Below are 16,185 nucleotides of genomic sequence, written 5' to 3' on the forward strand. Positions count from 1 at the left end.
GCTAGCCTAGCGGCTCACTCGTCGGGGCCCGAGCCCTCGTGATCGATGATTCGCTGGGATCGCACCGTCCGCGTCGGAGATCGCCGGCCGGGACGGCGGCCGGGCAGTGGAATCCGCTCGGCGATGTTGCTCAGCGGGTTGACCACCAGGGTCAGCGACATCACCGCGTCCTGCAGCGTGGCGATGGCCGGCTCCAGCGCCTCCATTCCCGGCGCGAGCCTGGCCAGGGTGTCGGCAACGCCGGCCAGCTGCTCGAGCGGACCATTGCGTGCGGTCAGCTTGTCGATCAAGCCGCCTTCGGAAAGCAGCCGATCCGCCAGCCCGTCATCGGCGAGCACCCGCTCGATCAGCCCGTCGTCAGCGGTCAGTTGGTCCACCAGCCCACCGGGTTTCAGCGCGCGCTCCAGGCCGCCACCCTCGGCGGTCAGCCGGTCGAGCAGGCCACCCTCCGCCGTCAACATGTCGACAACTCCGTCCGGACGCAGCAACCGATCGACTGGTCCGTCGGCGGCTATGGCGCGTCCGAGTGGCGCGTCATCGTCCAGCAACCGGGCGAGTCGGTTTGCCCGGGTAATCGCATCGTCGATGCCCAGCATGTGCGCGACGGCGTTGGGCCCGCCGGCTGTGCCCGGCTCGCCCAGGGTTCGGTGCGCCATGCCCAGCGCTGACGTCGCAAGGCCAACCCCCGCGTCGGCCGCGGCGAGTCCGACCCGCACCGGCGCGGTGGCGAGACTCACCAGGCTCTTGCCGAGATTCATCCCACAAGTCTATTCAGGCCACCCGAAATCCCGTGGTCATTGGCCCGGATCGGGCTGGCACCGAACTCTCAGGCCCAGCACAGCCGACTTCCAGGGTTCTTTCAGCTGAGTAAGAGGGAATTGTCCACATGTCAGCAGCAATGCAGGAAGCAGCACCAGAGGCGCGTGTCCTCGTCGTCGACGACGAAGACAACATCGTCGAGTTGCTGTCGGTGAGTCTCAAGTTTCAGGGCTTCGAGGTTCACACCGCAACCAATGGTGCATCGGCGCTGGATCTGGCCCGCGAAGTCAAGCCGGACGCGGTGATCCTCGACGTGATGATGCCTGGCATGGACGGCTTCGGCGTGCTGCGCCGACTCCGCGCGGACGGCATCGACGCGCCCGCGTTGTTTCTCACCGCCCGTGATTCGTTGCAGGACAAGATCGCCGGGCTGACCCTCGGCGGGGATGACTACGTCACCAAGCCGTTCAGCCTGGAAGAAGTCGTCGCCCGGTTGCGAGTCATCCTGCGTCGCACCGGAAGAGGCGCTGCCGAGAGCAACAAGGCGCGACTGACATTCGCCGACATCGAAATCGATGAGGACACCCACGAGGTGTGGAAGGCCGGCGAGCCAGTCTCGTTGTCGCCCACCGAGTTCACCTTGCTGCGCTATTTCGTGATCAACGCGGGCACCGTGTTGAGCAAGCCAAAGATCCTGGACCACGTGTGGCGCTACGACTTCGGTGGTGATGTCAACGTGGTCGAGTCCTATGTGTCCTACCTGCGTCGCAAGATCGACACCGGCGAGAAGCGCCTGCTGCATACTCTGCGTGGAGTCGGCTATGTGCTGCGGGAGCCCCGCTAACCGGATATGCCGCGACAATTTCGTATCGAGCTGCCGCTGCGCGTTGCGTTGATCGCTGCCACTTTGCTGCTGGTCGCGTGTGGGCTGACTGCGTCGGGGATCGCGGTGACCTCGATCCTGCGCCAGCACCTGATCCAACGGGCCGACCAGACATTGGAGGAAGCATCGCGGGGTTGGGCGCAGGCGCCGAAGGGGGTGCTCAAAGTGCCGCATGGGGCCAACCTCGACCGGCCGCCGTCCAACTTCTATGTGCGCAGCCTGACCTCGGACGGGCGTGGCCAGACCGTCATCAACGACCGGCACGCCGAACCCGTTCTTCCGGCCAACAACGATGTCGGGCCCGTGCCGATAACCGTTGGGTCGGTGGACAACTCCGGCGTGCAGTGGCGAGTGGTCTCGGTGCACGGCGAAAATCGACTGGTCAGCGTCGGCTATGACCTGTCCGAGATCAAGCACACCGTCCGTTCTCTGGCCTGGCTGCAACTGGGCATCGGTGTGGCCGTGCTGCTGGTCATCGGCGTGGCCGGATCGTGGGTGGTAAACCGAAGTCTGCGACCGTTGACAGAGGTCGAACAGACCGCTGCGGCGATCGCTGCGGGACAGCTGGATCGCCGGATCCCCGAACGTGATTCGCGAACTGAGGTCGGACGGCTTTCCGCGGCGCTCAACGGAATGCTCGCGCAGATCCAGAAGGCCATGGCGTCATCGGAGTCGTCTGCTAAGTCGGCGCTCACCTCTGAAGAGCGGATGCGCCGGTTCATCACCGACGCCAGCCATGAATTGCGCACACCGCTGACCACGATGCGCGGCTTCGCGGAGTTGTACCGCCAGGGCGCAGCGCGCGACATGGAGATGGTGATGTCGCGCATCGAGAGCGAATCACGCCGCATGGGTCTGCTTATCGACGATCTGCTGTTGCTGGCGCGGCTGGATACGCAACGCCCGATCGAACGCAGCCGGGTGGACCTGCTGGTGCTGGCCACCGACGCGGTGCACGACGCGCAGGCGGTCGCGCCTAAGCGCACGATCACGATGGAGGTGGTTGACGGCCCCGGCACTCCGGAGGCCCTCGGCGACGAGGCGCGGCTGCGTCAGGTACTCGGCAACTTGATGACCAATGCCCTGCAGCACACTCCGGAAACCGCGGACATCACGGTGCGGGTCGGCACCACCGGCGAAGACGCGATCCTGGAAGTTGTCGACCAAGGTCCCGGCATGAGTCAGGAAGATGCGCTGCGCGTCTTTGAGCGGTTCTATCGCACCGACTCGTCGCGAGCGCGCAGCAGCGGCGGCAGCGGGCTGGGGTTGTCGATCGTCGACTCGCTGGTCCACGCCCACGGTGGGACCGTGACCGTCACCACCGCGCCCGGGCAGGGCTGCCGGTTCTACGTCAGCCTGCCGCGTATCGCCGACGTGCCCGCGCGGGCCGGATCAGCCAGGTATTAATTCGGCAAGTGCCGCTTTGATTTTCGCCTGGGCCTCGTCCAGGGATTCCGCCGACGGGTTGCGGTCGACGTTGGCGAAGCCGAAATCGCTCAGGCTCTTTGCCGGGAAGACGTGGACGTGCAGGTGTGGAACCTCGAGCCCAGCGATGATCACCCCGGCGCGGTCGGCATCGAACGCCCGAGTGACCGCCTTGCCGACCAGCTGGGCGACGGACATGACCCGGTCGAACGCCGCGTGGTCGATGTTCTGCCATTGGTCGATCTCTGCCCGCGGCACCACCAGCGTGTGCCCCTGTGTCATCGGCTCGATGGTCAAGAACGCGACGACCTCGTCGTCCTCGTAGACGAACCGGCCCGGCAGTTCGCCATTGATGATCCTGGTGAAGATAGTGGCCATGCATGCCAGCATATGTTGCGGTGCAGGCGCCTAGGTGGCTGCACCGTTGACCAACGCCGAAATCTCGTCCACCGACCACGGCTGCGCGTCATGATGGTCGCGGTAACCGATCAGACCGGGTGCCGACTTGGGGAACCGGCCCACGAAACCGCCTGAAGCAGCGAAGATTTCACCGGTCAGATGCTTGGCGAGGTCGCTGGCCAGATAGACGTAGGTGGGCGCGGCGTAGTCCGGTCCCGCGACGTCCAGTGAACCCTGCATGGAGACTTCGTCGAGCAGGCCGCGCCGATTCAGGTTGGTGATGTGCTCGACGTAGTCCGGCCCGGAGGACAGCCGTGTCCTGGCGCCGGGGCACACCACATTGGCCCGCACGCCATGCTCTTTCAGTTCGGCGGCGATAGCCAGCGTGAGGCTGTTGACCGCGCCCTTGCCGGCCGGGTAGCCGGTGCCGCCGTAGTCGCCGAGAAACGCGAACGAACTGCTGTTGACGATGCTGCCGTGGCCCTGCGCGACCATCGCGGGTGCCACCGCCCGGCAGGTCGCGAATACCGTGCCCAGATGTGCGTCGAGCAACTCGGCGAACTGCGCTGAGCCGATGTTGAGGATGGACGAGCCCGGCGGTTCCGCGATGCCGGCGCAGTTGACCAAGGCGTGGATGCCGCCGAACTCGTCAATGCACCTGTCCACCAACGACTCTGCCGCCTGTTGATCAGACGCCGAACCGGGATGGGCGACGGCACGACCGCCGCCGGCAATGATCCCCTCCGCGGTGCAGCGGGCAACGTCGGCATCTCGGCCGTTGACCACCACACCGGCACCGTGATGCGCCAACAACGCCGCGACCGATGCGCCAATGCCCCGTGACCCGCCGACCACGACCGCGCCGCGGCCGGCGAGCAGTGAGGTCACTCCTCGTTGCCGAAGGTCATCATGTCGAGGTTCCAGTAGCCACGCATGTTCGCGATCAGCCCGGCGTCGTTGACGCAGTAGGTGAACACGCCTCGCACGCTGCTGGTGATTCCGTTGTCAAACTTGCTGTCCAGCACCAAGATATGCGCGACCTCGTTGGGATCGCTGGACGGAAACGTCTCCTCGCAGGTGATCCGCAAATTATTGGCGGCGATGTTGGTGTCGTAGAACTCCGCGACGCCGTCCTTGCCGCGTACACCAGTGCCCTCGGGGTTGGTGACGGACTTGCCGATCGGATCCTCGACCACCACATCGTCGGCCATCAGGGCCAGCCAGCCCTCACGGTCGTGGGCCTGGACACAGCGCCATGACGAATGGGAAGCGGCCAGGGCGGGCGACTTTTCAGTGGTTTCGGCCGACATGACGATTACCGGTCGGCGTCCGTGTAGCGGATGACACCGCGAATGTTCTTGCCGTCCAACATGTCCTTGTAGCCGTCGTTGATCTGCTCCAGCTTGTACTGGCGGGTGATCATGTCGTCGAGGTTGAGCTTGCCGGCTTTGTACATCGACAGCAGTTGGGGGATGTCGTACTGCGGGTTACCACCACCGAAGATGGTGCCCTGCAAGTTCTTTTGCATCAGGGTCAGCATCGCCAGGTTCAGGGTGACGTTGTTGTCCACCAGGCTGCCGATGGCGGTCAGCACGCAGGTGCCGCCCTTCTGGGTCAGGATCAGGTAGTTGTCGATGTCGGCACCGTGCAGCTCGCCGACCGTGACGATCACCTTGTGGGCCATCAGGCCATAGGTCACGTCCATCATTCCGCCCATTGCGGCGAAGATGTCCGGGTAGACGTGCGTGGCACCGAACTTGAGGGCCTGGTCGCGCTTCCACTCGACCGGGTCGATCGCGAAGATGTAGCGCGCGCCGGCGGTGACGGCACCTTGCAGCGCTGCCATGCCGACGCCGCCGACGCCGACGATCGCGACGTCCTGACCCGGCCGGATGTCGGCAGTGCGGACCGCTGAACCGTAGCCGGTGGTGACGCCGCAACCCACCAGGGCGGCGACCTCAAACGGCACCGACGGGTCGATCTTCACGACCGAACTTTTGTGCACAACCATGTATGGCGAGAACGTGCCCAGCAGCGTCATCGGGAAGACGTCCTTGCCGCGGGCCTGGATCCGGAACGTGCCGTCGGATACCGCCGCGCCGTTGAGCAGCCCGGCGCCCAGGTCGCACAGGTTGCGCATGCCGGCCTGGCAGGTCGGACAGTGGCCGCAGGACGGGATGAACGACAGCACGACGTGGTCGCCCGGTGCGATGTCCTCAACGCCGGGGCCGACTTCGGTGACGATGCCGGCGCCCTCGTGGCCGCCAAGAACCGGGAAACCGCCCATCGGGATGCCGCCGGTGACCAGGTGGTGGTCGGAGTGGCACATGCCCGCCGCTTCCATCTGGATCTTGACTTCGTCCTTCTGGGGGTCGCCGATCTCGATTTCCTCGATCGACCACGGCTGGTTGAACTCCCAGATCAGCGCGCCTTTGGTCTTCACCGTGAACCTGCTTTCGTCATTGAACGTCGGTTGAGAACGGCCCGAGCTCCACGCAAGCAACCGCTTGGTTGAGTGTAGGACAGGGGGTGATCCGGGTCACCAGGGGAGCCGTATGTGCTCACCAGAGGGCGACCGGGGCCTGCCCCAGCGGGTAATAGCCGGGCAGCTTCTCGCCGGCCACGCTGCGCGCGATCCGGTTCTGCATCCCCTCGCTGAGGTCACCGGACTCGATCAGGTTCGCGAACATCTTCGCGACGTGCCCGAAGTCGAAGAAGTCGCGCTGCCATTCGATGAGCGCGTCGTCGTTGAGCCGGAACCAGCTGCCGCCGATGCCGTAGATCTCGTCCTGGCTGCCGTCGGTCTTGTTGACGATCTGCTTCCAGAAGCCGACGATTTCGCCCTGCTTGTCGTCGATCAGGACCTTCTGGTACTCGTAGACCCAGTTCTCCAGGCCCTCCATCTCCATGCCGAGCGCCACATCCCGGATCTCGTCGACCCCGACGCACATCACGTCTTCTTTGGGTCCGATGTTCCAGCCGTAGGTCGCCTCGGGAGCGTAGAAGTCGCCCAGCGGTCGCCAATCGCCCGCCTTTTCGCAGTCCTTGTTGGCCTGCAACCAGCGGTCGACCCATGCCTCCAGTTTTTCGCGTGAGTGTGACGGCTTTGACATTTTGAGTCAGTCTCCCTTGTCTTCTTTGATCAATAGGGCTTGGGTTGGGCACATTTCGACCGCCCGCTCGACTTCGTCGCGGGCCTCCTCAGGCGGTTCGGAATCGAGGATCTCGACCTTTCCACGTTTGGGCACCCGGAAGTAGTCTGGCGCCTCCAGCTCGCACATTGCATGGCCCTGGCACAGGTCCAGGTCAACGGTGATTCTGAATCCATTTGAGCCCATGGGTTTTGATCCCTACGCGCCGCGTTTGCGATAGCGGACCTTGGCCGGGCTGGCCAGCTGCACCACCATCTTGGAGTGGTCGTTGTGGTAGCTGTCGGCGGGCTGAGCCATCTCGAAATCGTATTCCCGCAACAGGACCGAGAAGATCGCCTTGATCTGCATCTGCGCGAATGCTGCTCCGACGCAACGGTGCCGGCCCGCGCCGAACGGGATCCAGGTCCACCGGTTGACCGTGTCGGCCTGCTCGGGCTTGTTATAGCGGTCGGGCTTGAACGCGTCCGCGTCGGGGAAGTCCTCGGGAATCCGGTTGGAGATGGCCGGGGACGCGGCCACGTAGTCGCCGTCGTGAATCGGAAAGCCCGCAACCTCGAATTCGCCCTTGGCGAGCCGCATCAGGATGATCAGCGGTGGATGCAGGCGCAGGGCTTCCTTGACCACGTTGTCCAGCTTCGGAATCGACCGCAGTGCATGGAAACTCACCTCCTGGCCGTCGGCATACAGCTCCTCGAGCTCGGCAAGCACCTGGGCGTAGACGTCGGTGTGGCGGATCAACTCGATCAGTGTCCACGCCGACGTGCCGGAGCTGGTGTGGTGGCCGGCGAACATCAGCGAGATGAACATGCCGGTGACCTCGTCCGCGGAGAATCGCGGATCGCCCTGCTCGTCCTTGACCGACACCAGGATGTCGAGCAGGTCGCGGTCTTCCTTGCCCTTCGGCGGGTCGGCGATACGATGGTTCATGATTTCCTGAACCAGCGCAACGAGTTTCACCCGCGCCTCGTCGCGCCGCTTGAAGCTTTCGATCGGAAGATACGGGTCGACGTAGCAGAGCGGGTCCGTGCCGCGCTCCAGTTCGTGGTAGTACTCGGCGAACCGGTGGTCGAGTTGTTCCCGGAATTTCAGACCGATCAGGCAGGCAGTCGAGGTGTAGATGGTCAGCTCGGAGAAGAAGTCGAGCAGCTCGATCTCGCCTTCGTCGCCCCAGTTGGCGATCATCTTTTTGACTTCGCCCTCGATGGTGGCGGCATGGCCCTTCATCTGTTCGCCGCGCAGCGCGGAGTTGTGCAGCATCTCCTTGCGACGCTCGGGGCTTGCGTCGAACACCACGCCCTTGCCGAAAATCGGGGTCATGAACGGATACGCCTCAGCCTGGTCGAGATCCTCGTCGGCGGATCGGAAGAAGAATTCGTTGGCCTCGGCGCCCGACAGCAGGATGACGTGCTTGTCGACGAGCTGGAACCAGCCGACATCGCCGCATTCCTCGCGGATGCGTTGCATCAAACCGATGGGGTCGGTACGGAACTCCTCGAGATGGCCGTGTTCTTCTTCGCCACCGGACACCCGCGGAACTATGGCTGTGGTCATTGTCCTGGCATCCCCTCTTCGCCGAGTGCGAGTTTCTGGCGGTCCTTGGTGACGGCCAATGGGGCCTCGGGTTGAAGTTCCATGTTCGCGATGAAGCCGCCGCGCGGTGTCTCGGCGACGAACGTGATGGCTCGTCCCAAATCCGCCGCGCGCAGGAAGTAGTCGTGGCGGGCCTGTCCCCATTTGGCCCAGTCCTCCAGCGCGGGGCCAATCTTCTCAGCCGGCAGGCTCCAGCCCATTCCGGTCTTGGTCGGGCCCGGGTGCACGATCGACGCACGCACGCCGGTGCCTTCGAGTTCCATCTGTAGGTTGGTGACCATCGCCACCAGCGCGGCCTTGGCTGCGCCGTACGCGCCCATATGTGGTCGCTGACGCAGGGCCACGTCGGACCCGACGAAGATCAGGTCGCCGCGTTGTCGGTCGAGCATGCCCGGCAGCACCGCGGTGGCCAGCCGGTTGGCGCCGACCAGGTGGATCTGCAACTGCGAGTCGAACTCGTCGGTGGTGATTTCGGCAAGCTTGCCGAAGTAGGTGTCGCCGGCGCCGGCCACCAGCACCTCGATGTCGCCGAGCGCATGAACCGATTGTGCGACAAAGGATTTGACCGAGTTTGGGTCGGTGACATCGAGGTGGAAGCCGACCGCTTCGCCGCCTTCAGCGTTGATCTTGCCGACGATGTCGTCGAGCTTCTCCACCCGGCGGGCTCCCAGGGCGACCGGGAAGCCGTGTGCCGCGAGTTCGATGGCGGTGGCCTCGCCGATGCCGGAGGAGGCGCCTGCCACGATTGCCGGCCGGCGCTCGGGCAGTGGCTCAAAGCGGGGCATTCAGCGGACCTCCACTGTCATTGGTAGGTGAGCGAATCCGCGGACATTGCTCGAGTGGACGCGGACGGCGTTGTCCTCGTCGACCTCGTATCCGCGGATTCGCTTGAACAACTCGGTGAGCGCAACCCGGGCTTCCATCCGCGCCAAATGCGCGCCGAGGCAGAAGTGGGCGCCGCTACCGAAACTCAGTAATTTGGAACCGATATCGCGTCCGATGACGAAGTCGTCGGGATTGTCGAACGCCCTTTCGTCGCGGTGCCCGGAACCGGGCAGCAGCAGAAGGACATCGCCATCGGGAATGGTGGTGTCATAGAGGGTCAGCTCGCCGGCCACGGAGCGCGCGAGGATCTGGCTGGAGGTGTCGTAGCGCAGGGTTTCCTCCACCCAGAGCGGTACCCGGGATAGGTCGTCGTAGACCGGCACCAACTGGTCGGGGTTCCGGTGGCCCCAATATGCCGCGCTGGCAAGCAGTTTGGTGGTGGTCTCGTTTCCGGCGATCACCATCAGGAACATGAAGCCCAGAACTTCTTCGTCGGTGAGCCGGTCGCCGTCGATCTCGGCTTCCAGCAGCGCCGAGGTCAGATCATCCGTCAGCTTCTTGCGCCGCTCGGCCACCATTTCCTGGTAGTAGACGATCAGGTTGAGCGAGGCCTCGATAGCCTCCGGTGGCACGTCGTTGACGCCCTCTTCGCGGTGCATCACGCCGTCGGCCCAGGCGCGCACCCGAACTCGATCCGGCTCGGGCACACCCATCAGCTCAGAGATGACGTCCATGGGCAACTTGCCGGCGAACTCGTCGACGTAATCGACTGCGCCGTCCTTGGCCTTGTCCAGCATGGTGTCGAGATGCTGGACCGCGATCTCGGTGACGCGTGCCTCGAGCTCGCGAATACGCCTGGGCGTGAAGCCCTTTGATACCAGCGTTCGCAACCGCAGGTGCGCTGGATCGTCCATGGCCAGAAATGACATGGTCTTGGCGGCGTGCGGTCCCCGAGACGCGGGGTCCAGCGAAACGCCGTATTTGTTCGACAAGGTGGTGCTGTTGCGGAAGCCCTGGTGCACGTCCTGATGCCGGGACAAGGCCCAGAAGCCGAGCTCTTCGTTGTGGTACAGCGGCGCCTCGTCACGCAGCCGTTGGTAGTACGGGTAGGGATCCTCGTGGAAGTCGTAGTCATAAGGGTCCAGAAAAGGTGGGAGCGGCTTGTCGATCTGAATCGTCATTGATCTTCCGTCTTGAGGATGAGCCCCACCGCGTAGGCGAGATGGTCGGCGATCTGGTGGTAGGTGTAGACCCCGCTGGCGGCATTGACTAGCGCGCCGAAGAATGCCATCTCGAGCACCGACACGATCCGGGGTTCGGCGTCGGGGCCGATGGCCGACGCGATCCGCCGGTGAATCTCGGCGCCGATCCGGTCGCGCACCGACCGCACGGCCGGGTCCCCGCCGCCGCCAAGGAGTGCCGTCGTGCATGCCGCGGCGACTTCGGGCTCGTCGGCGACCACCAGAGCCATGTGGCGCAATGCCTTGTCCACTCTGGTCGGCATGGGCTCGTTGACGTCGGTGAAGTACGGCACCTGTCGCACCAGATCCAGGTAGACCTCGGCGATCAGATGATTTTTCGACCCGAAATAGGTGTAAGCGGTCGCGGGAGCCACCTTGGCGCGGGCGGCCACGGCTCGCACGGTCAAGTCGGCATAGGACTTCTCCCGCAGTACCTCGACACCTGCGGCTAAGACCTTGCGGAAGGTTTCTTCCTGTCGACGGTTACGTGGCACGTCCCGGGCCGGATCGGCCGCCGGAGTGATCGTGACCACTGGATCGCTGGACACTTGTCCAAGCTAGCTCATCCGTCCGGGAAGAGGCAAGCCTATCGAGGAAAACAGCAGTTAAATGCCTGGATTTGTGCCGGAATCTCCCAGCTGAACTAAGCTCGCTCTTGCACTTTCAACGGGGTGGCGACTATGTTCAATTGGATTATTCCGGACATGTGTCCATTCTGACTACGGTGGAGGCAAAGATGGCATTGCTGGCCGATGGCGTGAGCCCCCTGCTCATCGACGGCAAGCTGACGAGTGGCAGCCAAGGCACCTTTTCCACGATCAATCCGGCCACCGAAGAAGTCCTGGGCGGTGCGGCCGATGCCGGCGCCGACGACATGGGCCGTGCCATCGAGGCGGCCCGACGCGCCTTCGACGAGACGGACTGGTCGCGCAACACCGAGCTCCGGGTTCGGTGCATCCGGCAGCTGCGTGACGCGATGCGCGAGCACGTCGAAGAACTCCGCGAGATCACCATCGCCGAGGTCGGCGCGCCACGTATGCTCACCGCCGCCGCCCAATTGGAAGGGCCGGTCGGCGATTTGAGCTTCGCGGCCGACACTGCCGAGAACTACCAGTGGAATTCCGATCTCGGTGAAGCGTCCCCGATGGGCATTCCCACTCGCCGCACCATCGCGCGTGAGGCAGTCGGCGTAGTCGGCGCAATCACCCCGTGGAACTTCCCGCACCAGATCAACCTGGCCAAGTTGGGGCCTGCACTCGCCGCCGGAAACACCATCGTGCTCAAGCCCGCGCCGGACACACCGTGGTGCGCGGCGGTGCTCGGAGAGCTAATCATCGAGCACACCGATATCCCGCCCGGTGTCGTGAACATCATCACCTCCAGCGACCACAGCGTGGGCGCGCTGCTGGCCAAAGATCCACGGGTGGATATGGTTTCGTTCACCGGCTCGACGGCCACCGGCCGCAGCGTGATGAGCGACTCCGCGGTGACACTCAAGAAGGTGTTCCTGGAATTGGGCGGCAAGTCGGCGTTCGTCGTGCTCGACGACGCGGATCTGAATGGCGCATGCTCGGTCTCGGCGTTCACCGCGTCCATGCACGCCGGCCAGGGATGCGCGATCACCACCCGACTTGTCGTACCGCGTGCCAATTACGACGAGGCCGTCGCAATCGCGGCGGGCACTATGGCGTCGATCAAGCCTGGAGATCCGAACAAACCCGGAACCGTTTGCGGGCCAGTCATTTCGGCGCGGCAGCGCGACCGGGTGCAGAGCTACCTCGACCTGGCGATCGCCGAGGGCGGGACGTTCGCGTGCGGTGGCGGCCGGCCTGCCGACCGGGACACCGGATTCTTCATCGAGCCCACCGTCATCGCGGGCCTGGACAACGACGCCAGGCCTGCCCGCGAGGAGATCTTCGGACCCGTGCTCACCGTGATCGCCCACGACGGCGATGCGGATGCGCTTCGCATCGCCAACGATTCACCATATGGGTTGTCGGGCACCGTGTTCAGCGCCGACCCGGAGCGCGCCGCGAAGTTCGCCGCGGGGATGCGGGTGGGGACCGTCAACGTCAACGGCGGCGTCTGGTACTCCGCGGACGCGCCGGTCGGCGGCTACAAGCAATCCGGCAACGGGCGCGAAATGGGCCTCGCCGGTTTCGAGGAATACCTGGAAATCAAAACCATTGCGACAGCGGTCTAAACGACGGCCTTGAGAGGAAAACATGCGGTTTGAGAACAAAGTCGCGATCGTGACCGGATCCGGCGGCGGCATCGGCCAGGCGTATGCCGAGGCGCTGGCCCGTGAGGGCGCGGCGGTCGTCGTCGCCGACATCAATGCCGAAGCGGCGCAGGGAGTGGCCAAGCAGATCGTCGCCGACGGCGGCGCAGCGATCAGCATTCCGGTCGACGTATCCGACCCCGCGTCGGCCAAAGCGATGGCCGACCAAACGCTTTCCGAGTTCGGCGGTATCGACTACCTGGTGAACAACGCCGCGATATTCGGCGGAATGAAACTCGACTTCCTGCTGACCGTCGACCCCGAGTACTACAAGAGATTCATGAGCGTCAACCTCGACGGCGCGCTGTGGTGCACCCGCGCGGTGTACAAGAAGATGGCCAAGCGCGGCGGCGGTGCGATCGTGAACCAGTCATCCACCGCGGCGTGGCTGTACTCGAACTTCTACGGCCTGGCCAAAGTGGGCGTCAACGGCCTCACCCAACAGCTGTCCCGCGAGCTGGGCGGCCAGAACATCCGGATCAACGCGATCGCGCCGGGGCCCATCGACACCGAGGCCAACCGGACCACCACTCCGCAGGAGATCGTCCAGGACATCGTCAAGGGGCTGCCCTTGTCCCGGATGGGAACACCGGAGGATTTGGTCGGGATGTGCCTGTTCCTGTTGTCCGACGAGGCTTCGTGGATCACCGGTCAGATCTTCAATGTCGACGGCGGACAGGTCATTCGGCCATGAGGCGCGCCGACGACAATGCAGAGCGAAGCGATGGTGAGGAGCGGCGCCAATGATTCAGACGTTGAAGCTCGGCTACATCGGGCTGGGCAATATGGGCGCGCCGATGGCCACGAAGATGACCGAATGGTCCGGCGGGATAACGGTTTACGACATCCGCACCGAGGCGATGACGCCGCTGGCCGAGAAGGGCGCCAACCTGGCCGACAGCATCGCCGACGTCGCCACCGCAGACATCATCCACATCACCGTCCTCGACGACGCACAGGTGCGCGAGGTCGTTGCCGAGCTGACGGCACACGCGAAGCCCGGAACCGTCATCGCGATCCACTCCACCATCAGCGACACCACGGCCGCCGAACTCGCCGCTGAACTCAAAGCGCAGGGCATCCATATCGTCGACGCGCCGGTCAGCGGGGGCGCGGCTGCTGCGGCGAAAGGCGAACTCGCCACCATGGTGGGCGCCGACCGCGAGGTCTACGAGCGGATCAAGCCGGCGTTCAAACACTGGGCGTCGGTCGTCATCCACGCCGGCGAGCCGGGGGCCGGCACGCGAATGAAGCTGGCCCGCAACATGTTGACGTTCACCTCCTACGCGGCAGCGTGTGAGGCCATGAAGCTCGCCGAGGCGGCCGGGCTGGATCTGCAGGCGCTCGGCAGGGTGGTGCGCCACACCGACGCTCTCACCAGCGGCCCGGGCGCGATCATGGTCCGTGAAGACATGAAAGACCTTGAGCCGGACAACTTCCTGTACCAGCCTTTCTTGCACACCCGCGGGCTGGGCGAGAAGGATCTGAGTCTGGCGCTGGCGTTGGGCGAGACGGTGTCGGTCGATCTGCCGCTCGCCAAGCTGGCCTACCAGCGACTGGCGGCCGGCCTCGGAGTGCCGCACACAGAGAAAGAGGCGTGATGGACGAATTGCGTAGCAAGGGCCTCGCGAAGATGAACGAGGTCTACGGCTGGGAGATGCCGAACATCGAGGGCGACGCCTACTTCGACCTGACGGTCGACCATCTGTTCGGCACCGTCTGGACGCGACCGGGGTTGTCGATGCGCGACAAGCGCATCATGACGCTGACGGCGGTGACCGCAATCGGAAACCGCGACCTCGCTGAGATCCAGATCAATGCGGCGTTGCTCAACGACGAACTCACTGAGACCGAACTCAAGGAGATGGCAGTCTTCCTCACCCACTATCTCGGCTTCCCGCTGGGCTCAGCGCTCAACGGCGCGGTCGACAGCGTCGTGGCGAAGCGGAAGAAGGCCGCGGCAAAGGGATCCGGCGAGGACAAGAAGGCCAACGTCGAAAGCGCCTTGAAAATGCACTCGGGCGAATAGCCGTCAATCTCAGTACGGCTGAACACCTTCGGGCATCACATATTCCGACGTCGGCGCGGAGACGCCGTTGACCATCGTCCCGCCGTTGAGAATGCCCGGGGCCATGTCCAGCATGTTGTGCGGGAATCCGAACCGAGGCTTGGTGAGCGCGTCGAGTCGGGCCAATTCGTCGGCGGTCAGGTTCACATCGACGGCGCGGACGTTGTCGTCGAGCTGCGAAAGCCTGCGCGCGCCGATGATGACGGACGAGACGCCGGCCTGCGCGTGAACCCAGGCCAGCGCCACGCTGGCGACATTCGTCTCGTGCGCTTCGGCGATCACTTCCAATTCATCGAGCAGTGCGAAGGTCTTGTCGTTGAGGAAGGCATCGACCATGGCTCCGCGATCGGCGTTGTGCGTGCCGCTGTTGGCGCGGGTGTACTTTCCGCTGAGCACGCCGCTCTTCAGCGGCGACCATGGCGTGATGCCGAGGCCGAATTCGCTCGCCATCGGGATCAGTTCCTGTTCGACGGTGCGTTCCAGCAGCGAGTACTCGATCTGCAGTCCGATAAAGCTGGGCCAGCCGCGAAAACGGGCAATCAGGTTGGCTTCCACTATCTTCCACGCCGGAGTGTCCGAGACCCCGATGTAGCGAATCTTGCCGGCCGTAACGAGGTCATCGAGTGCGGCCATCGTTTCCTCGATCGGGGTGTTGGCGTCCCAGATGTGCAGCCAGTACAGATCGATGTAATCGGTCTGCAGCCGCCGCAGGGAATTGTCGCAGGCGTTGATCAACGATTTGCGGCCCGAGCCGCCGCCGTTGGGATCGCCAGGATACAAGTTGCCGCTGAATTTGGTCGCGATCACCAGACGGTCCCGTCGGGCGGCGTTTCGGCCGATGTGGTCGCCCAGGATCTTCTCGGAGTGGCTACGGGTGTAGAAGTTGGCGGTGTCGATGAAATTGCCGCCGAGTTCGATGTACCGATCGATGATCTGTTGCGACTCTTCGACACTGGTGCCCCAGCCGAGGTCCTCGCCGAAGGTCATTGCGCCCAGGCAAAGCGGGCTGACGCGCAGGCCGGACCGTCCGAGTGTCACGTATTGATCCAGAGGCATGATGGCGGCTTTCTGGTAGATTGTTCGATTATGCGTTTGTTCATTTCTAAACTAGTTCATACCTGAACGATCTGGCAAGTCGATGTCTGCGGTTGATCCGGCCAAGATCTGGTCCCTGAATTATCGGGTGCTGTTGTCGGTCATCTCCTGCGCCGAAGATGAGATCTGCTCGTTGGGCCTGGAGTCCAAGGAGTTGTTTCTGCTCGCCGAGATCGATGAGCATCCCTATCCAGCCGAATTGGCGACGACGCTGAACATGCCCAAGGCGACGGTCACCGTGTACCTCAAACGGCTGGAGGCGGCGGGCTTCCTGCGTCGCGAGATCGATCCCGCGGATCTTCGGCGCCATCGCCTGCTGCTCACCGCGACCGGGCGCAAAGCCGCCGCGGGCGGCATGTCGGCGCTGTCCGAGGAGTTCAACAAGCGTCTCGGGCGTCTGTCCGCCGCGCAGCAGAGGGAACTGAAAAGCCTGCTCGAAAAAATCATCTGACTGTCGTTTCACGGCG

General features: G+C 64.1%; 19 protein-coding genes. 7 read left to right on the forward strand and 12 right to left on the reverse strand.

Features of this window, described 5'->3' with window-relative positions:
- Positions 1 to 14: 14 nt before the first annotated feature.
- The gene (locus tag WAO18_RS18565) at positions 15 to 758 is read right to left on the reverse strand and encodes a hypothetical protein (RefSeq protein ID WP_422207696.1); all 744 of its coding nucleotides are present in this window, start codon (positions 756 to 758) and stop codon (positions 15 to 17) included.
- Between the two features lie 128 nt (positions 759 to 886).
- Here WAO18_RS18565 and WAO18_RS18570 point away from each other — a divergent pair, with 128 nt between their 5' ends.
- Positions 887 to 1,603, forward strand: coding sequence for a response regulator transcription factor (locus WAO18_RS18570; RefSeq protein WP_422207697.1), 717 nt, complete (start codon positions 887 to 889; stop codon positions 1,601 to 1,603).
- 6 nt (positions 1,604 to 1,609) lie between these two features.
- Positions 1,610 to 3,049, forward strand: a complete 1,440-nt coding sequence (locus WAO18_RS18575; RefSeq protein ID WP_422207698.1) for a HAMP domain-containing sensor histidine kinase — start codon at positions 1,610 to 1,612, stop codon at positions 3,047 to 3,049.
- On the opposite strand, the gene WAO18_RS18580 is transcribed toward WAO18_RS18575, so the two are convergent.
- The 10 genes from WAO18_RS18580 to WAO18_RS18625 all read right to left on the reverse strand — a co-directional run bounded on the left by WAO18_RS18580 (position 3,035) and on the right by WAO18_RS18625 (position 10,822).
- The gene (locus WAO18_RS18580) at positions 3,035 to 3,457 is read right to left on the reverse strand and encodes an HIT family protein (RefSeq protein ID WP_422207699.1); all 423 of its coding nucleotides are present in this window, start codon (positions 3,455 to 3,457) and stop codon (positions 3,035 to 3,037) included. The genes WAO18_RS18575 and WAO18_RS18580 overlap by 15 nt on opposite strands.
- Positions 3,458 to 3,475: 18 nt before the next feature.
- Complete coding sequence (locus WAO18_RS18585) at positions 3,476 to 4,354, reverse strand: SDR family NAD(P)-dependent oxidoreductase (RefSeq protein ID WP_422207700.1); 879 nt, start codon at positions 4,352 to 4,354, stop codon at positions 3,476 to 3,478.
- A complete protein-coding gene (locus WAO18_RS18590) occupies positions 4,351 to 4,776 on the reverse strand; it encodes a nuclear transport factor 2 family protein (protein ID WP_422207701.1) in 426 nt (141 codons plus the stop codon). The genes WAO18_RS18585 and WAO18_RS18590 overlap by 4 nt, the downstream gene beginning before the upstream one ends.
- 5 nt (positions 4,777 to 4,781) lie before the next feature.
- Positions 4,782 to 5,909 carry an NDMA-dependent alcohol dehydrogenase gene (locus WAO18_RS18595; RefSeq protein WP_422207702.1) on the reverse strand — a complete coding sequence of 376 codons (1,128 nt, stop codon included), beginning with the start codon at positions 5,907 to 5,909 and terminating at the stop codon, positions 4,782 to 4,784.
- Between the two features lie 118 nt (positions 5,910 to 6,027).
- Positions 6,028 to 6,579 carry a nuclear transport factor 2 family protein gene (locus WAO18_RS18600; protein WP_422207703.1) on the reverse strand — a complete coding sequence of 184 codons (552 nt, stop codon included), beginning with the start codon at positions 6,577 to 6,579 and terminating at the stop codon, positions 6,028 to 6,030.
- 6 nt (positions 6,580 to 6,585) lie between these two features.
- Positions 6,586 to 6,804 (reverse strand): ferredoxin, encoded by a 219-nt coding sequence (locus tag WAO18_RS18605; RefSeq protein WP_422207704.1) that lies wholly within the window; start codon positions 6,802 to 6,804, stop codon positions 6,586 to 6,588.
- Positions 6,805 to 6,816: 12 nt separating this feature from the next.
- Positions 6,817 to 8,169 carry a cytochrome P450 gene (locus WAO18_RS18610; protein ID WP_422207705.1) on the reverse strand — a complete coding sequence of 451 codons (1,353 nt, stop codon included), beginning with the start codon at positions 8,167 to 8,169 and terminating at the stop codon, positions 6,817 to 6,819.
- Complete coding sequence (locus WAO18_RS18615) at positions 8,166 to 8,993, reverse strand: SDR family oxidoreductase (RefSeq protein WP_422207706.1); 828 nt, start codon at positions 8,991 to 8,993, stop codon at positions 8,166 to 8,168. Before WAO18_RS18615 ends, WAO18_RS18610 begins: the two co-directional genes overlap by 4 nt.
- Complete coding sequence (locus WAO18_RS18620) at positions 8,994 to 10,214, reverse strand: cytochrome P450 (RefSeq protein WP_422207707.1); 1,221 nt, start codon at positions 10,212 to 10,214, stop codon at positions 8,994 to 8,996.
- On the reverse strand, positions 10,211 to 10,822 hold the full coding sequence (locus tag WAO18_RS18625) for a TetR/AcrR family transcriptional regulator (protein ID WP_422207708.1): 612 nt from the start codon (positions 10,820 to 10,822) through the stop codon (positions 10,211 to 10,213). The genes WAO18_RS18620 and WAO18_RS18625 overlap by 4 nt, the downstream gene beginning before the upstream one ends.
- Before the next feature lie 188 nt (positions 10,823 to 11,010).
- Here WAO18_RS18625 and WAO18_RS18630 point away from each other — a divergent pair, with 188 nt between their 5' ends.
- From WAO18_RS18630 to WAO18_RS18645, 4 genes are read left to right on the forward strand one after another with little or no spacing between them, the layout of a single operon-like run.
- The gene (locus WAO18_RS18630) at positions 11,011 to 12,477 is read left to right on the forward strand and encodes an aldehyde dehydrogenase (protein WP_422207729.1); all 1,467 of its coding nucleotides are present in this window, start codon (positions 11,011 to 11,013) and stop codon (positions 12,475 to 12,477) included.
- Positions 12,478 to 12,499: 22 nt separating this feature from the next.
- Positions 12,500 to 13,249: an SDR family oxidoreductase gene (locus WAO18_RS18635; protein WP_422207709.1), complete on the forward strand. Its 750-nt coding sequence runs from the start codon at positions 12,500 to 12,502 to the stop codon at positions 13,247 to 13,249.
- Positions 13,250 to 13,298: 49 nt separating this feature from the next.
- Complete coding sequence (locus WAO18_RS18640; RefSeq protein ID WP_422207710.1) at positions 13,299 to 14,156, forward strand: NAD(P)-dependent oxidoreductase; 858 nt, start codon at positions 13,299 to 13,301, stop codon at positions 14,154 to 14,156.
- The gene (locus WAO18_RS18645) at positions 14,156 to 14,584 is read left to right on the forward strand and encodes a carboxymuconolactone decarboxylase family protein (RefSeq protein ID WP_422207711.1); all 429 of its coding nucleotides are present in this window, start codon (positions 14,156 to 14,158) and stop codon (positions 14,582 to 14,584) included. The genes WAO18_RS18640 and WAO18_RS18645 overlap by 1 nt, the downstream gene beginning before the upstream one ends.
- A gap of 9 nt (positions 14,585 to 14,593) precedes the next feature.
- On the opposite strand, the gene WAO18_RS18650 is transcribed toward WAO18_RS18645, so the two are convergent.
- A complete protein-coding gene (locus WAO18_RS18650; RefSeq protein WP_422207712.1) occupies positions 14,594 to 15,679 on the reverse strand; it encodes an aldo/keto reductase in 1,086 nt (361 codons plus the stop codon).
- Between the two features lie 82 nt (positions 15,680 to 15,761).
- Between WAO18_RS18650 and WAO18_RS18655 the strand changes: the two genes are divergently transcribed.
- The gene (locus WAO18_RS18655; RefSeq protein WP_422207713.1) at positions 15,762 to 16,169 is read left to right on the forward strand and encodes a MarR family winged helix-turn-helix transcriptional regulator; all 408 of its coding nucleotides are present in this window, start codon (positions 15,762 to 15,764) and stop codon (positions 16,167 to 16,169) included.
- Positions 16,170 to 16,185: the final 16 nt, after the last annotated feature.

This window comes from Mycobacterium sp., from assembly GCF_049278535.1.
Taxonomy (GTDB): Bacteria; Actinomycetota; Actinomycetes; order Mycobacteriales; family Mycobacteriaceae; genus Mycobacterium.

Excerpts from the sequence above, each read along its gene's own strand:
- WAO18_RS18565 (WP_422207696.1), bottom strand. The coding sequence starts at position 758 with ATGAATCTCGGCAAGAGCCTGGTGAGTCTCGCCACCGCGCCGGTGCGG.
- WAO18_RS18645 (WP_422207711.1), top strand. The coding sequence starts at position 14,156 with ATGGACGAATTGCGTAGCAAGGGCCTCGCGAAGATGAACGAGGTCTAC.
- WAO18_RS18655 (WP_422207713.1), top strand. The coding sequence starts at position 15,762 with ATGTCTGCGGTTGATCCGGCCAAGATCTGGTCCCTGAATTATCGGGTG.
- WAO18_RS18610 (WP_422207705.1), bottom strand. The coding sequence starts at position 8,169 with ATGACCACAGCCATAGTTCCGCGGGTGTCCGGTGGCGAAGAAGAACAC.
- WAO18_RS18635 (WP_422207709.1), top strand. The coding sequence starts at position 12,500 with ATGCGGTTTGAGAACAAAGTCGCGATCGTGACCGGATCCGGCGGCGGC.
- WAO18_RS18650 (WP_422207712.1), bottom strand. The coding sequence starts at position 15,679 with ATGCCTCTGGATCAATACGTGACACTCGGACGGTCCGGCCTGCGCGTC.
- WAO18_RS18590 (WP_422207701.1), bottom strand. The coding sequence starts at position 4,776 with ATGTCGGCCGAAACCACTGAAAAGTCGCCCGCCCTGGCCGCTTCCCAT.
- WAO18_RS18615 (WP_422207706.1), bottom strand. The coding sequence starts at position 8,993 with ATGCCCCGCTTTGAGCCACTGCCCGAGCGCCGGCCGGCAATCGTGGCA.
- WAO18_RS18570 (WP_422207697.1), top strand. The coding sequence starts at position 887 with ATGTCAGCAGCAATGCAGGAAGCAGCACCAGAGGCGCGTGTCCTCGTC.
- WAO18_RS18580 (WP_422207699.1), bottom strand. The coding sequence starts at position 3,457 with ATGCTGGCATGCATGGCCACTATCTTCACCAGGATCATCAATGGCGAA.
- WAO18_RS18605 (WP_422207704.1), bottom strand. The coding sequence starts at position 6,804 with ATGGGCTCAAATGGATTCAGAATCACCGTTGACCTGGACCTGTGCCAG.
- WAO18_RS18600 (WP_422207703.1), bottom strand. The coding sequence starts at position 6,579 with ATGTCAAAGCCGTCACACTCACGCGAAAAACTGGAGGCATGGGTCGAC.
- WAO18_RS18630 (WP_422207729.1), top strand. The coding sequence starts at position 11,011 with ATGGCATTGCTGGCCGATGGCGTGAGCCCCCTGCTCATCGACGGCAAG.
- WAO18_RS18575 (WP_422207698.1), top strand. The coding sequence starts at position 1,610 with ATGCCGCGACAATTTCGTATCGAGCTGCCGCTGCGCGTTGCGTTGATC.
- WAO18_RS18620 (WP_422207707.1), bottom strand. The coding sequence starts at position 10,214 with ATGACGATTCAGATCGACAAGCCGCTCCCACCTTTTCTGGACCCTTAT.
- WAO18_RS18640 (WP_422207710.1), top strand. The coding sequence starts at position 13,299 with ATGATTCAGACGTTGAAGCTCGGCTACATCGGGCTGGGCAATATGGGC.